The 13,909-nt window shown below is 67.2% G+C and carries 10 protein-coding genes; 5 read left to right on the forward strand and 5 right to left on the reverse strand.

Annotated elements, in window-relative coordinates; translation table 11 throughout:
- The first annotated feature begins 389 nt into the window (after positions 1-389).
- The 4 genes from F7R26_RS35330 (at position 390) to F7R26_RS35345 (ending at position 4,425) form a co-directional block, all read left to right on the forward strand.
- Positions 390-1,946 carry a methyl-accepting chemotaxis protein gene (locus tag F7R26_RS35330; RefSeq protein WP_150985114.1) on the forward strand — a complete coding sequence of 519 codons (1,557 nt, stop codon included), beginning with the start codon at positions 390-392 and terminating at the stop codon, positions 1,944-1,946.
- Positions 1,947-2,629: 683 nt separating this feature from the next.
- On the forward strand, positions 2,630-3,076 hold the full coding sequence (gene fur / locus F7R26_RS35335) for a ferric iron uptake transcriptional regulator (protein WP_006159115.1): 447 nt from the start codon (positions 2,630-2,632) through the stop codon (positions 3,074-3,076).
- Between the two features lie 91 nt (positions 3,077-3,167).
- Positions 3,168-3,446, forward strand: coding sequence for a hypothetical protein (locus F7R26_RS35340; protein ID WP_150985111.1), 279 nt, complete (start codon positions 3,168-3,170; stop codon positions 3,444-3,446).
- A gap of 181 nt (positions 3,447-3,627) precedes the next feature.
- On the forward strand, positions 3,628-4,425 hold the full coding sequence (locus F7R26_RS35345; protein WP_150985110.1) for a MipA/OmpV family protein: 798 nt from the start codon (positions 3,628-3,630) through the stop codon (positions 4,423-4,425).
- 62 nt (positions 4,426-4,487) lie between these two features.
- On the opposite strand, the gene F7R26_RS35350 is transcribed toward F7R26_RS35345, so the two are convergent.
- Positions 4,488-5,414 carry a DMT family transporter gene (locus F7R26_RS35350; protein ID WP_150985108.1) on the reverse strand — a complete coding sequence of 309 codons (927 nt, stop codon included), beginning with the start codon at positions 5,412-5,414 and terminating at the stop codon, positions 4,488-4,490.
- 354 nt (positions 5,415-5,768) lie between these two features.
- On the opposite strand from F7R26_RS35350, the gene F7R26_RS35355 reads away from it, so the two are divergent.
- Entirely contained in the window at positions 5,769-6,086 is a 318-nt protein-coding gene (locus F7R26_RS35355; protein ID WP_150985106.1) for a PadR family transcriptional regulator, read from the forward strand.
- Between the two features lie 319 nt (positions 6,087-6,405).
- Here F7R26_RS35355 and F7R26_RS35360 read toward each other — a convergent pair whose 3' ends face one another.
- The 4 genes from F7R26_RS35360 to F7R26_RS35375 form a co-directional block, all read right to left on the reverse strand.
- Positions 6,406-7,425, reverse strand: coding sequence for a putative 2-aminoethylphosphonate ABC transporter substrate-binding protein (locus F7R26_RS35360; RefSeq protein ID WP_150985104.1), 1,020 nt, complete (start codon positions 7,423-7,425; stop codon positions 6,406-6,408).
- A gap of 84 nt (positions 7,426-7,509) precedes the next feature.
- Positions 7,510-9,255 carry a putative 2-aminoethylphosphonate ABC transporter permease subunit gene (locus F7R26_RS35365; protein ID WP_150985102.1) on the reverse strand — a complete coding sequence of 582 codons (1,746 nt, stop codon included), beginning with the start codon at positions 9,253-9,255 and terminating at the stop codon, positions 7,510-7,512.
- Complete coding sequence (locus tag F7R26_RS35370) at positions 9,252-10,352, reverse strand: putative 2-aminoethylphosphonate ABC transporter ATP-binding protein (protein ID WP_150985101.1); 1,101 nt, start codon at positions 10,350-10,352, stop codon at positions 9,252-9,254. Before F7R26_RS35370 ends, F7R26_RS35365 begins: the two co-directional genes overlap by 4 nt.
- A gap of 115 nt (positions 10,353-10,467) precedes the next feature.
- Positions 10,468-13,695 carry a bifunctional diguanylate cyclase/phosphodiesterase gene (locus F7R26_RS35375; protein ID WP_241754660.1) on the reverse strand — a complete coding sequence of 1,076 codons (3,228 nt, stop codon included), beginning with the start codon at positions 13,693-13,695 and terminating at the stop codon, positions 10,468-10,470.
- Positions 13,696-13,909 lie beyond the last annotated feature (214 nt).

Raw genomic sequence — 13,909 nt, forward strand, 5'->3', positions numbered from 1 at the left:
GTTGATCTTCCTGCGCCCGGCAACCTGCATCTCCGGTGCCTCACTGGTCAGCTTGCCGCGTCCGCGCGAAGGTGCCGCGCCCCATGCCAGGTGACGGTCCAGGCAAATAAGGCGAAAGGATAATGGTTCTCATTTTAAATCGCAATGCTTGCGCTGGTGAGCAGGCATTACGTTCCAATACAGACTCGGCGCGCGCCGCCAAGTGCGGCGTGATCCGCTGCCCGAAGATCATTTGTGCGGTTACACGCACGCCACTGCCAAATTCCCCTGCAAGCCTTGCTGCACCTGAGGAAATCCCCTAGCGAGCGGTCGTCAAGTTTGTCCTCCGGACCGCCGTTATCGCGTCTGGAGTGCCGTAAATCCATAGCTAGAAAAAAGGGGGAGAGAGAATGCTGGAGCGCCTGAGCCTGAGGAAAAAACTGCTGTTGCCATTGCTGCTGAGCTGGGTCTGCCTGCTCGGGCTGACGCTATGGGACGCCTGGCAGATGCGCGAGCTGCGCCTGGCGGAGAGAAAGCTCGACCTGGCACACGTCACCGAAACCGCGCTGTCCATGGTGCAGTCGTACGAGGCACTGGGACGCACCGGCAAGATGCCGATGGAAGAGGCCAAGCAGCAGGCCCTGGAGCGCGTGCGCGCCATCCGCTTTGGCGAGGACGGCTACTTCACCCTGATGCACTCCAACGCGGTCGTGGTGATGCACCCGTTCAAGCCGGAGATGAATGGCAAGAACATGGAAGACACCAAGGACCCGAAGGGCACTTATCTGTTCCGCGATATTGCCGCGATCGGCAAGGGCGCGGGACAGGGCTACGTGCAATACCTTTGGGCCAAGCCGGGCGCCGAGGCGCCGCAGCCCAAGCTGAGCTACGTGGCGAACTTCAAGCCGTGGGACTGGAACTTCATCGCCGGGGTCTACCTGGACGATATCGACGCGGCGTTCCGCCAGGCACTGCTCAAGTCGCTGGCCTTGCTGCTGGGCATCGGCACGGTGATGACTGTCGTGGTGGTGCGCATCGCCAACGGCCTGCAAAAACAGCTGGGCGGAGAGCCGGCGCTGACTTCGCGCATTGCCGCGCGCATCGCGGAAGGCGACCTGGCCAGCGAAGTACACACCGCACCCGGCGACAACCACAGTGTGCTGTTCGCCATGCAGCAGATGCAAACCCGCCTGACCGGCGCCATCGGCAGCATCCGCGGCTCGGCGGATTCGATCGCCGGAGCGGCCAGGGAGATCGCCACCGGCAACGCCGACCTGTCGCGCCGCAGCGAAGAGCAAGCGGCGTCGCTGGAGCAAACCGCGGCCAGCATGGAGCAGCTCACCGGCACCGTGCGCCAGAGCGCCGACAACGCGCGCCAGGCCAGCCGCCTGGCCGAGGGCGCATCGGAGATCGCGGTGCGCGGCGGCGTCATCGTGGGCAAGGTGGTCAACACCATGGGCGAGATCAAGGCTGCCTCCGGCAAGGTGGTCGACATTATCGGCGTGATCGAAGGCATCGCCTTCCAGACCAATATCCTGGCGCTCAACGCCGCGGTGGAAGCCGCCCGCGCGGGCGACCAGGGCCGCGGCTTCGCGGTGGTAGCCGGCGAGGTACGCAGCCTGGCGCAGCGCAGCGCCACCGCCGCCAAGGAGATCAAGGCCTTGATCGGCAACTCCGCGCAGCGGGTGGATGATGGCTCGGCGCTGGTGGAAACCGCCGGGCAAGCGATGGACGAGATCGTGGAAGCGGTCAAGCGCGTGACCGACCTGATGGGCGAGATGCGCGCCGCCACCGAAGAGCAGACCGGCGGCATCGAGCAGGTCAACCAGGCCGTGACGCAGATGGACCAGATGGCGCAGCAGAACGCCGCGCTGGTGGAGCAGGCAGCCGCCGCGGCCGCCTCCCTCGAAGACCAGGCCGATGCGCTGCACCGCGCCGTTGGCACGTTCCGGCTGGCGGGCGCCTGAGCTCCACGTAGGGCAGTAAGCAGTGGCGCCCCGGGCTTGGCATGTTGGGGCGCCGCGATCGCGCGCTTGACTGCGCGCTTCGCGTGCGCCGGGGACTTTCCCCGCTTGCCCGGCGCACGTTTTCTTCTTCCGCGTCCCCCCTGTGTTTCCTCCCGCGCTTGCTTGCAACTGGCGGCCCCGCCACCCGCGGAACCTTTTCGAAATAAGTTGAAAATTTTCCTTGTAATGAGATTAATTCCCATTTACCATGGCTTCACTGACTGACGCAGGCAAGCAAGAAAGCAAGACGAGCCCGGCATCAGGCACCAGAACACAGCAAGGCCAGCGGCAAGCCCGCGGCAACCAGAATTTTGAGAGGTCGCAACGCGGCATCCATCATCGTCTTTTGTGGGGACCGCTCCGTACCGCGGAGCGTTTGGCAGTAGCCAGTCACCGGAGGATCGGGAAAGCAACCAGACCCCGCTTTCCCGATCGCTTCTTCGGCCGACAAGCCAAGCCATTTTTTTATTCCGCGAGCCGAGCGCCACGGCTCGCAGCAGCGGGCGGCCTTCCTTGCGGGACGCCGCCCGCCGCACGCCTACGGTTGGTATCGCGAACGTCCGCCCAATGCGCGTGACGGCGCAGCCGGCCCAGACACCTTCATTTCCGATTGATGCGCCCCTATGCGGGTGCCAAGCCGCAGCATGCTGATGCCTCCCGACAGTACCGAACCCATTGACCTCAAGCGTGCCGGACTCAAGGCAACGTCACCGCGCGTTCGCGTGCTGGAAGTCTTCCGTGCCAGCCCGCGGCGCCACCTCAGCGCTGAAGACGTCTACCGCATCCTGCTGGCGCAGGAAGTCGACGCCGGCTTGTCCACGATCTACCGCGTGCTCAACCAGCTGGTGCAGGCCAACATCCTGCTGCGCCACAGCTTCGAAGCCGATCACGCGGTGTTCGAGCTCAACGAAGGCGGCCACCACGACCACTTGATCTGCGTGGCCTGCGGCCGCGTGGAAGAATTCCGCGACGAAGCCATCGAAATCCGCCAGCGCGAAGTGGCAAGCGCCAATGCCTTCGTGCTGCGCGAGCACATGCTGGTGCTATACGGCCTTTGCCCTGAATGCCGGGCCGACAAATCCATCAACTGATACGGCCCTCGTTCCACCGCCCCCATTGTCGGAACCACGGCCTCGCCCGTCCCCGCCCGCCGCGGGCGCCGGTGCGCAACCGGAGTCCATCATGGATCGCCAGACCAAGCCCCTGACCGAACTCAAGCGCCTGCTGAACGATTGCCTGCATGCGCAACCCGGCTGCCAGGGCTGCCAGTTGCACGCCGTATGCGTGCACCGGCCCGACCACACCGGATGCAACTGGAGCGCGGAGGTGGATTTCCCCGGGACGAGCGAGGAAGACGCGATACGGAGCTTGCCGCTGGCACGCCGGGTCGTCGTGATGGTCAGGGAGCGCTTCAATGTTGAGCGGATGAACATGGGCGAACCGGACTTGATCCTGGCTTGATCCCGGCTTGATCCCGGCTTGAGCCCCCGGCACGGTTCACGCAGGCAGTTGGCACTTGCGTGCAGGTACTTGGGTGCGCATTTTCCACCCTGCCAAATCCCCCACCCCCCCCCCTCCAGTTAAAATCCCCCGCTAGCCCGCGCGCGCAGCGCGGCTCCACTCAAACCCGCTCAGCGTCCAAATGCCCAACCCCTTCGCGCCCCGCCGCGCACTTCTGGCTCTAGCCCTTACCCTGGGCGCCACGGCCGCCTGGGCAGCGCCTGACGTGCCGGCCACCACCGCGCCCGCCAGTAACTGGAAGATCTCGGCCGGCCCCGGCGTGTACGCCGCGCCGGATTTCCCCGGCTCCCGCAGCACGCTTGTTTATCCGATCATCTATCAGGACATCGACTACGGCGGCCGCTTCTTCTCGCGCGGCTTCGACCTGCTCGGGGTCTACGCGCTCAACAACGATATCTGGCAGATCGGCGCCGACTTCCAGTTCGACCCGACCTGGCGCAAAAGCAAGAATGACAGCCGGCTCAGGGGCCTGGGCGACGTCAATATGACCATGCGGGCGCGCGCATTCGCGCAGGCGCAGGTGTCGTTCGTAACGTTCTCGGCGGATGTCGCGCAGGATATCGCTGGCCAGGGCCAGGGCCTGATTGCGAATGGTGATGTGCTGTTCAGCCTGCCGGCCGGTAAGTGGCTATTCACATTGGGGCCAGGGGTGACCTGGACCAACAGCAAGTACATGCAGACGTTCTTTGGCGTCACGGCCGAGCAGAGCGCGCGGTCCGGCCTGCAGACGCATGCCGTGGGTGCCGGCCTGCGCGAGTGGCATGCGAATGGCATCGTCACCTACGAGATTTCGCGCAACTGGTCCGCTCTGGCCTCCGTGACCTTTGCCCAGCTGCAGGGCGATGCGGCCAGCAGCCCGATCACAGAGCGGCGCCAGCAATGGACCACCATGGGCGCCGTGACCTATCGTTTCCGCTAAGCGCGGGTAGCACGGATAGCGCGAGATGGGCCAGATGCGCAGGATGGCCGTGCCTTCCGCCGTCAGCGCCGGCCCGGCCCTGGCGCTACCGCATTCGCGCTCGCGGCCGGGGCGGCGGGCCGCAGCACCAGCCAGACGGCCATCCCGATCAGCGCCCCGCCAGCGGCGTGTGCCCACGACAACTGCTCGCCAAGGAAAATGGCGCCCCAGACGATGCCGAACGGCGGGATCAGGAAGGTCACGGTCAGCGAGCGAACCGGGCCCAGGTCGGCAATCAGCCGGTAGTACAGGATGTACGCAATCGCCGTGCAGAGCATCCCCACCCCCAGCATCGCCATCCATACGCCCGGGCCGGCTGCCGGCAGCGTGTTTTCGCGCATCAGTGCAGCCGCACTGAACGGCAGCAGGAACAGGGTGGCGCCAATCATGCTGCCCGTTGCCACCAGGCGAGCGTCCAGACCGCCCTGCGCGGTGATCCAGCGCCGCGCGAGGAAACCCGCCAGACCGTAGCATGCGGTCGCCACCAGGCAGGCGGCGGCGCCGAGCAGCACCTGGGGCGAGAACGCCACCGGTCCGGTGCGGGTCAGCACCGCTACGCCGGCAACGCCGAGGACGACGCCGCCGGCCTTGGCCAGCGTCAGGCGCTCGCTAAAGCACAACGCGCCGATCAGCACGCCCATCAGCGGCGTCATGGCGTTGAACACCGCGGAGTAGCCTGCCGGCAGCCACAGCGCCGCGAAGGAGTACATGGCGAAAGGGATACCCGAGTTGATCACGCCCAGCACCATGACCTGACGCCACTTGCCGCGCATATCCCAGCGCACGCGCATCATCGCCAGGCAGGCCAGGAGCGTCAGCGCCCCGATCAGTACCCGCAGAAAGGCGGCGGTCAGGGGACCAAGCACCGGCGCGCCGATCCGCAGGAACAGGAAACTGGCGCCCCAGATGGCGGCAAGGCTGAGCAGGCGAATCAGGTCGGTGGGTTTCATGGCGGGGGGAGAGAGACAAGGATGGCGTGCCCGGATTAAACCCCGGTGCCAGTGTGGCCGCAAGCTGGTTTCGGACATCTCCCTGCTTGATATCACCGCAAAGTAAGTTGACTATTACTCACTTTTGAGCAGAATCGCCACGGAGACACCCTACTGAAGAGGGGACAGCTACACGTGTTTCGTGACAAACCGTAGTTAATTATTTTAAAATCTGATCTGCGCCAGAGTTAATTGACCCCTCCGACGCATTCCCGACAAGCCGCCACTCACGTGGCGGCTTCTTTTTTTGCGGCGCACGGTTCACAACTATAAATCAACGTCAACCGCAATGGGAGATGACGCGTTTGCAGCGTCATGAAACGACAGTTCCTTGGCTTGCTAGCCCGCATTTACGTCCTCCAATTTGCCGTCGAGGTGCCGGCCACCGTGGCCATGCTCGCCGAGATGCTGATGGAGTACGGCTTCCAGGTGGACATTGGCACCGTCCGTCCCTTGCTGCGCGCCTTGCAGATGGAAGGCTACATGGAAAGCGTCCTGCGTGACGGCATCGGGCGCGTCTACCTGATCACGGAACGTGGCCGGGAAGAACTGCGCAGCAGCCGCAGCCATGTGGACGACCTGTATCGCCGGCTGCACTCGCGCAACGATCCCTCGGAAGCATCCCACGGCTGATTGCCTGCACGGCGGCCAGGCCTGGCCGCTTTTACGCAGCGCCCCCGGCGGCGCTCGCATCGGCGCAGCGTGAGTCCACACTCACGCCCTCGCCTCTCCTCGCATTCCCCCGCACCCTGTCCACCAAAAACGCCCAAACGGGGTCGTTTTGCCGCAACTCGTCATGCGACGAATAACGTACCCGTTTCTGCGTGGACCACCATGCTTTGCATCAATGAAAGCGCCCGGGCAAGCCGTACGCGCTGGATTGCGCACCGCTTGCCCGGGCTTGCCGGCCGACGTTGACCGCCAGGTTTTACTGCTTTGATTTCTGACCGATTTACTTCTTCTCGGCCTTGCCTTCGTAGCGCTTGCTCCACTCGGCAAGAATGCGGTCGCGGTTGGCGCTGGCCCAGGTGAAGTCGTTCTTGATCAGGCGCTTCTCGTAGTCAGCCGGCAGCAGCGGATCCGGCTTGGCGATGCCAGGGATGGCCAGCACCGCGAAGTTCTTCTCGTACAGCGCCATGGCGTCGGACGAGGCGGAGAAGTCGGCCAGCTTGCGCGCTGCCTCCAGGTTCTTGGTGCCCTTGATGATCGCGGTGGCCTCGATGTCCCAGCCCAGCCCTTCGGACGGCAGCACGATGTCGATGGGCGCGCCTTCCTTCTTGGACTTCATCGCACGGTATTCAAACGCGATGCCGATCGGGAACTCGCCTTGCGCCGCCATCTTGCAAGGCTTGGAGCCGGAGTGCGTATACAGGCCGATATTCTTGTGCAGGGCGTCCATGTAGGACCAGCCCTTTTGCTCGCCCATCATCTGCAGCCAGGCGCTCACGTCCAGGTAGCCGGTGCCCGACGACGCCGGATGCGGCATGACAATCTTGCCGGCGTATACCGGCTTGGTCAGGTCAGCCCACGACGTGGGCTTGGGCAAGCCCTGCTTTTGCGCTTCGATGGTGTTGAAGCAGATTGCCGCGCCCCACACATCCATGCCAACCCACGCCGGCGGATTGGCGGCGCTGCGGTATTGCGCGTCCACGGCCGCCAGGTTCTTCGGCGCGTACGGCTGCAGCATGCCTTCCTTGTCGAGAATGGCGAGGCTGGAGCCGGCCAGGCCCCACACCGCGTCGGCGCGCGGCGCGGCCTTCTCGGCCAGCAGCTTGGCGGTCACGATGCCGGTGGAATCGCGCACCCACTTGATCTCGATGTCCGGGTTGGCCTTCTCGAACGCGGCCTTGTAGGCGGCGATCTGGTCGGCCTCCAGCGCGGTGTAAACCGTCAGCACGGTATTGGCATGGGCTGCGCCGGCCAGCAGCGCGAAAGCAGCCACGGCGGTGGCGGTGCGGAACAGGTGAGTCATGGTTTCTCCTTGGTGGAAGGCGTGTCGTGAAATTCGGGAGGTGAAAGGCGTGTCGTGTCGCCGGCGCTGGTCAGCAACGGCGAATCAAGGCGCCGGCGCGCGCCAGGCTTGCGTGCGGCGCAGCCAGCCGCGCGCGGCGCCCATCAGCAGCAGGCAGGCCAGCGCCGAGGTCAGCAGGATCAGCGTGGACATGGCCGCGGCCGGCGCGGTGTCGCCGGCGTCATCCATGTTCAACACCGAGATCGCCGCCAGCACGGTATCGGGGCTGTAGAGGAAGATCACCGCGGATACCGTGGTCATGGCCGAGACGAACAGGTAGCGGAAGATATCGATCAGCGCGGGCAGGCAGATCGGCACCGTCACCCGCCAGCAGGTGATCAGCGGCGCCACGCCCAGCGACAGCGCGGCGGCCTCGAACTCGGCATCGAGCTGGCGCAGCGCGGCGGCGGCGGTAAGGTGGCCGGTGGTGTAGAAGTGGGCCACGTTACAGATCACCAGCAGCGTCATGGTGCCGTAGAGCGCGTGCAGCGGATTGGACGGCGCGTTGAAGAAAAACACATAGCCCAGCCCGAGCACCAGGCCCGGCACTGCCATCGGCAACACAAAGCCGGCGCGCAGCACGCCATGCAACCACGCCGGCCCGCGCGTGCGCTCGGTCAGCCACGCGCCGAAGAAGATCGCCAGCGTGCCGGCCAGTGCGCTCAGCGCGGCCAGGCGCAAGCTGTTGCGGTAAGCCAGCCAGCCGCCGCCATCCATATTGTCGAAGTCGTAATGCGCCAGCGTGAGCTGCAGGTTGTACGGCCACAGCTTGACCAGCGACGCGCCCACCGCCGCCGCCAGCATGGTCAGCAAGGCGGCGCCGATCACCATTACCACCAGCGTGCAGCATGTGTCGCGCAGCCCGTCGCGGCCCGGCACATAGACCTGGGCACGGCTCGACATCTGCGCGCGTTGCCGGCGCTGCATGGCGATGTCCACGCCGAACGTCAGCAGCGCCGGCAGCAGCAGCAGCATGCCGATCAGCGCGCCGCGCGCGAACTGCTGTTGCCCCACCACGGCCTTGTAGGCTTCCAGCGCCAGCACCGGATAGCCGCCGCCCACCACCTTGGGCACGCCGAAATCCGTCACCACCAGCGTAAACACCAGGCACGCCGCACCAAACAGGCCGTGCCGCGCGCCCGGCAGCGTCACCGTGAGGAAGGTGCGCCAGGCGGAGGCCCCCATGGCGCGCGCGGCTTCGTACAGGCGCGCGTCGGCCAGCGAGAGCGCGGCCATCAGCACCATCAGCGCATGGGGAAACGTATAGAAGGCCTCGCCCAGCACGATGCCCCAGAAACCATAGATGCCACCCGCGCCGAATGCCCCCTTGAAGGCGCCCTGGTTGCCGAACAGGTAAACCAGCGCGATGCCCGGCAGCAACGAAGGGGCAAACAGCGGCAGCAGCGCAATGCCGCGCCAGAGCGGCTTGAACGCGATACGGGAGCGTTGCAGCGCGTAGGCAAAGCCAAAGGCCAGCGGCACCACCAGCGCGGCCACGGTCAGCGAGACGGCCACGCTGCGGCCCAGCAGCGGCAGGAAATTCGGGTTCGCGACCAGCTCGGCCACGCGCGCGGGCAAGGCCCAGCGCCCGGCGTCATCGAACCACGCCTGGCCAAACAGCGCCAGCAGCGGCAGCACCAGCGCCACAGCCAGCCCGGCAAGCCAGAGCCACTTCATCACAGCGGGCGCGGCATGCGCGATGCGGTCCGCCGCGCCGCCGGCGCCACGCGCGCGACCGACAGTGGCATCGCTATCGGCCTTCGCCCCGGCCACGGGCAATGCGCGCGTCATGCGAACACCTGCAGCGCCTGGCTGGGCAGCGACACCCAGAACTTGTGGCTGCCCGGCGCAGGCAGCAGGTGGCGCTCCTCGCGCAGCACGTCGGCAAACAGCGTGTGGCCCGGCAGGCGGTCGGCCTCCAGCATCAGGCGGTAGCGGCTGCCCAGATAGGTCTGGTCGACAATGCGCGCCAGCAGGCGGTTGGGCTCGCCTTCCACGGGGTGCAGCCGGATGGCCTCCGGGCGGCAGCACAGCCGGGCGGCGCCATCGGCCACTTCGCTGGCACGGGCCGGGGACACGGCCAGGTCGAGCTCGCCCACGCTGAAGGTATCGCGCCCGCTGAGCCGGCCATCCAGCCAGTTGGCCTGGCCGATGAATTCGGCCACGAAGGCCGAGGCCGGACGCTCGTAGATTTCGCCGGGCGTGCCGACCTGGGCAATGCGCCCGCCTTCCATCACGGCGATGCGGTCCGCCATCGCCATGGCTTCGTCCTGGTCGTGCGTGACCATGACGGTGGTGACGTTCAGGCGCCGCTGCAACTGGCGCAACTCCAGCCTCAGATGCTCGCGCACCCGTGCATCGAGTGCCGACATCGGCTCATCGAGCAGTAGCAGCGACGGTGCCGGCGCCAGCGCGCGCGCCAATGCCACGCGCTGCTGCTGGCCGCCCGAGAGCTGCCCGGGGAACTTGCGCTCGCTGCCCGCCAGGCCTACCAGCGAGAGCATTTCGGCGACGCGGGCCTCGCGATGCGCACGTCCCATGCCCCGGCCCTGCAAGCCGTAGGCCACATTCTGGGCCACCGACAGATTGGGAAACAGCGCATAGGACTGGAACAGGATGCCGTAGTCGCGCGCCTGCGGCGGCAAGCCTGTCAGCTCGCGCCCGCCGGCGTGGATACGGCCCGTGTCCTCGCGTTCCAGCCCCGCGATGATGCGCAGCAAGGTGGTCTTGCCGCAACCCGAGGGACCCAGCAGGCACAGCAGTTCCCCCTGCGCCACCGACAGCGAAACGCCGTCCAGCGCCTGGAACCCTCCGGCCCCGCCGAAACGCTTGCCTACCTGCTCGACCGCCAGGAACGCGCGGCCCGGCGCGGACTCACCTGCTTGCATGGACAACCCTCTGCGCTTTGATAACAGCGGGCAGCATAGGAGCGGCGCATGCCAGCCGTGTGGCAGTTGGGCAAAGAATCCCGATGCAGGTATCGGCGGATTTTGGGGGTGCGCCTCAATCGGCGGCCGGCACCCGTTGCGCCCAGGCCTGCAGGGTTGCTTCACCGCCTGTCGCGCAGATCTCCATCAGGCCGGCCAGCGGCACCGCCTGCCAGAACAGGTAGCCTTGCACGGCATCGCAGCCGTGTTCGCGCAGGAAGGCGAACTGCGCGGGCGACTCCACGCCTTCGGCCACCACCTGCAGGTGGAGCTGGTGGCCAAGGGTGATGATGGCGGCCGCCACGGCCTGGTGATGCTCATCGTGCGCCACATCGTCGACGAAGGATTTGTCGATCTTCAGCTTGTCGATCGGTAGCCGCGTCAGGTAGCTCAAGCCCGAATAGCCCGTGCCGAAATCGTCGATCGACAATCCCACGCCGAGCGCGCGCACACGCTCGAAAGTGTCGATGGTCTTGCTGCCGCCCTCGATCAGGATGCCCTCCGTCACCTCGATGGTAAGGCTCGAAGCCGGCAGCCCGGCCGCCGCCAGGCATTGCTTGACCATGGCGGGAAACCCCTCCTGGCGCAGTTGCAGCGGCGAGATATTCACCGCCACATCCAGCTCCACGCCAAGCTCGCTGCGCAGGTGCTGGATCTCGCGGCAGGCCGTGGACAGGATCCACTCGCCCAGCGGCATGATCAGCCCGCTCTGCTCGGCAATCGGGATGAACTCCGTTGGCGGGATCACGCCGCGCTCGGGCGTTTCCCATTGAATGAGCGCTTCCACGCCGGCAATGCGCAGCGTGGCCGTGTCGACGATGGGCTGGTAGCGCAGCTTGAACGCCTGGGTGGCCAACGCGCGCCGCAGCAGCCCCTCGATGGTGAAACGCGCCATGGATGCCTCGGCCATCTCGCTGGAGAAGCGGCTGAGCTGCGCACCGCCGCGGCGCTTGGCCGCGTACATGGCGGCATCGGCGTTCCTGAGCAGGTCGGCCAGGTTGTCGCCGTCGTCGGGGCACAGCACCATGCCGATCGAGGGCGTCACGCGCAGGCGCTGGTTGCCTAGCTGCAGGTCTTCCGACAGGCGGGCCAGGATCTTGGCGGCGACCAGCTCGGCCTCGCTGTCCTGGCTCAACGGGTCGAGCACCACCACGAACTCGTCGCCGCCCATGCGGGCGACCAGGTCGGCGTGGCGCACCGCGGCCTTGAGGCGATCGGCCACGATACGCAGCACCTCATCGCCGATGTGGTGGCCAAGCGATTCGTTGATGCGCTTGAACTGGTCGAGATCGAGCAGCAGCAGCGCGATGCGCTCGCCCTTGCGCAGCGCGCGCTGCAGCAACAGTTCCGTGCGCGCATGCAACTGGGCGCGGTTGGGCAGGCCCGTAAGCGCGTCGTGATGCGCCAGGTGCCGGATGTATTCGTCGGCACGCTTGCGCTCCGTCAGGTCATGCGCGATGGCGAGATAGCCGCCGGTATCCAGGCCACCGATGCCGGCCTCGCCAGCAATGGCCGGGGCCAGCGCATCTCCCATGCCGCCGGGCACGTGCGCCTCGGGCAGCGCGGTCAGCGTCAGTTGCACCGGCAGGCGCGATCCACCCTTGCGGACATAGGTCCACTCCTGTTCGTCGGTCAGCCCGAGCCGGGCCTTGCCGACCACGGCAGCCAGGCCCGGCGCCACCGGCTCGCCCAGCTCGCTGGTGAGCACGGCAGCGCGCGCCGCTACCTCCTTGGGATCGAGGAAGTCCAGATAGCGCATGCCTGCGGCCACCTCGCTGGCCTGGTACCACAGCATGCGCTGGCCGGCGCGGTTGATGCCGGTCACCGTGCCGTTGCGGTCGAAGGTGATGACGCACAGCGCGGTGTGATCCAGCACGCGCGCGCTGCGTTCTGCCGCATCGGCAGCCGCCAGTTCGGCACGGCGGATGGCGCTCAGGTCGGTCACTACCCACAGCACCCGCCCGGGCCCGGCCGCGGGCACCGGCGCCACCGCCACGCGCACGGGAATGATGGTGCCGTCGGACCTGCGGGCGTGGCTCTCCAGCCGCCCCTCCAGCGCCGTCGCGGCCAGCGTGGCGGCATCGGGCAGCAAGGTAGCGATGAGGGTGCCGGGGAACTGGTCCGGCGCCTTGCCGAACAGCCCTGTGGCCGCCGCGCTGGCGATCTGGACACGGCCGCCGGCATCGCATACCAGGAAGGCATCGCTGGCGCTGGCCAGGCCCGCGCGCTGCAGGGCGCCATCCGCCTGCCGGCCCTGGCGCGCCCGCGCCGCAAGCTGCCACGCCCTGCGCCGCTGGCGTGCCAGGCCAAACACAATCCAGGCGAGCAGCAGCGTGCCTGCCGTGCCGCCCGCCAGTACCAGCATGGAGCGCCGCGGGCGATGCGCCGATTCGAAGGCTGGCGTGGTGGTGGCGCGCAAGGTCCAGACCCTGCCGCCATAGGTCAGCTCGCGGTCGGCCTGCAGCAACGGCGCCGGGACCGGCGCGCCAGCCGGCAAGGGCTCGGCGTCACCGGCCAGGAGCGCCCCGGGCTTGGTGTCGCGGCCTTCATAAAGCAGCAGCGACAAGGTGCCGGCCGCGGGCAGGCTGACCCCGCGCAACAGGTCTTCCAGGCGCAGCGAGGTGTAGACGTAGCCGGTCACGGCCAGCTGCCGCTGGGTGGGGGTGTTCAGCGGCAGGCCACTGCCGTACACCGGCAGGTACAGCACCGCGCCGCGCTGCGGCGCCTGTGTTTCGCTCTCCCGCGTGAGTTCCACGCCGGCGCTCAGGCGCGCCTCGCCGCTATCGCGGGCAGCCTCGGCGGCAGCGCGGCGCACGGGATCGGACATGATGTCAAAGCCAAGCGCGCGCGTGATGCGCCCGGCGAAGGGCTCGACATACACCACCGGCGCGTACACATCGCGCGGGCCCAGCGGGTAGACCTCGAAGCCAGGCTGGCCCTCGCGGCGTATCGTCTCAACCAGCCAGTCGAGCTCCCGTGGCGGCGTCAGGCGCGCATAGCCGATCGAATGCGTGCCGGGCGGCAGGTCATCCAGCTGGGTGGTGTACAGGTAGGTGCGCCACTGCTCGCGGGTGAGGGCGGGATCGGCGGCGAATAGCCCGGTGGTGCCGCGCAGCAGCTGCTCGTTGTCCTGCAAGCGCCGTTGCAAGGCCGAGAAGACCGGCGAGAACACCGCCTCGAAATCGTCCCGCGCCACCTCGCGCTCGAGCGTATGCATGCCACGCCAGGCGCCGCCAGTCGCCAGGGCGCCGGCCGCAGCGACCAGCAGGGACAGCAGGACTGGCGAAATTGAGGGCAGTTTCATGAATTGGGGGTGCGCATGGGAGCCCTCGGTGGCCTCGCCCTGCCGCCGCAGGGCGACGGTCCACTATACCGTGGCGGCAATGGCTCGCCCACCCCCGGCGCGCCACTGTAACGTGCGGCGCCACACGCTGGCGTGCGCGGCCCGCGCACGCCCATGCCAGACTCGCGCGGGGCTAGCGCTTGTGGTAGGGTTGGCGGGCCTGCAAGCCTGCCGA

It is taken from the genome of Cupriavidus basilensis (assembly GCF_008801925.2).
In the GTDB taxonomy this organism is placed as follows: domain Bacteria; phylum Pseudomonadota; class Gammaproteobacteria; order Burkholderiales; family Burkholderiaceae; genus Cupriavidus; species Cupriavidus basilensis.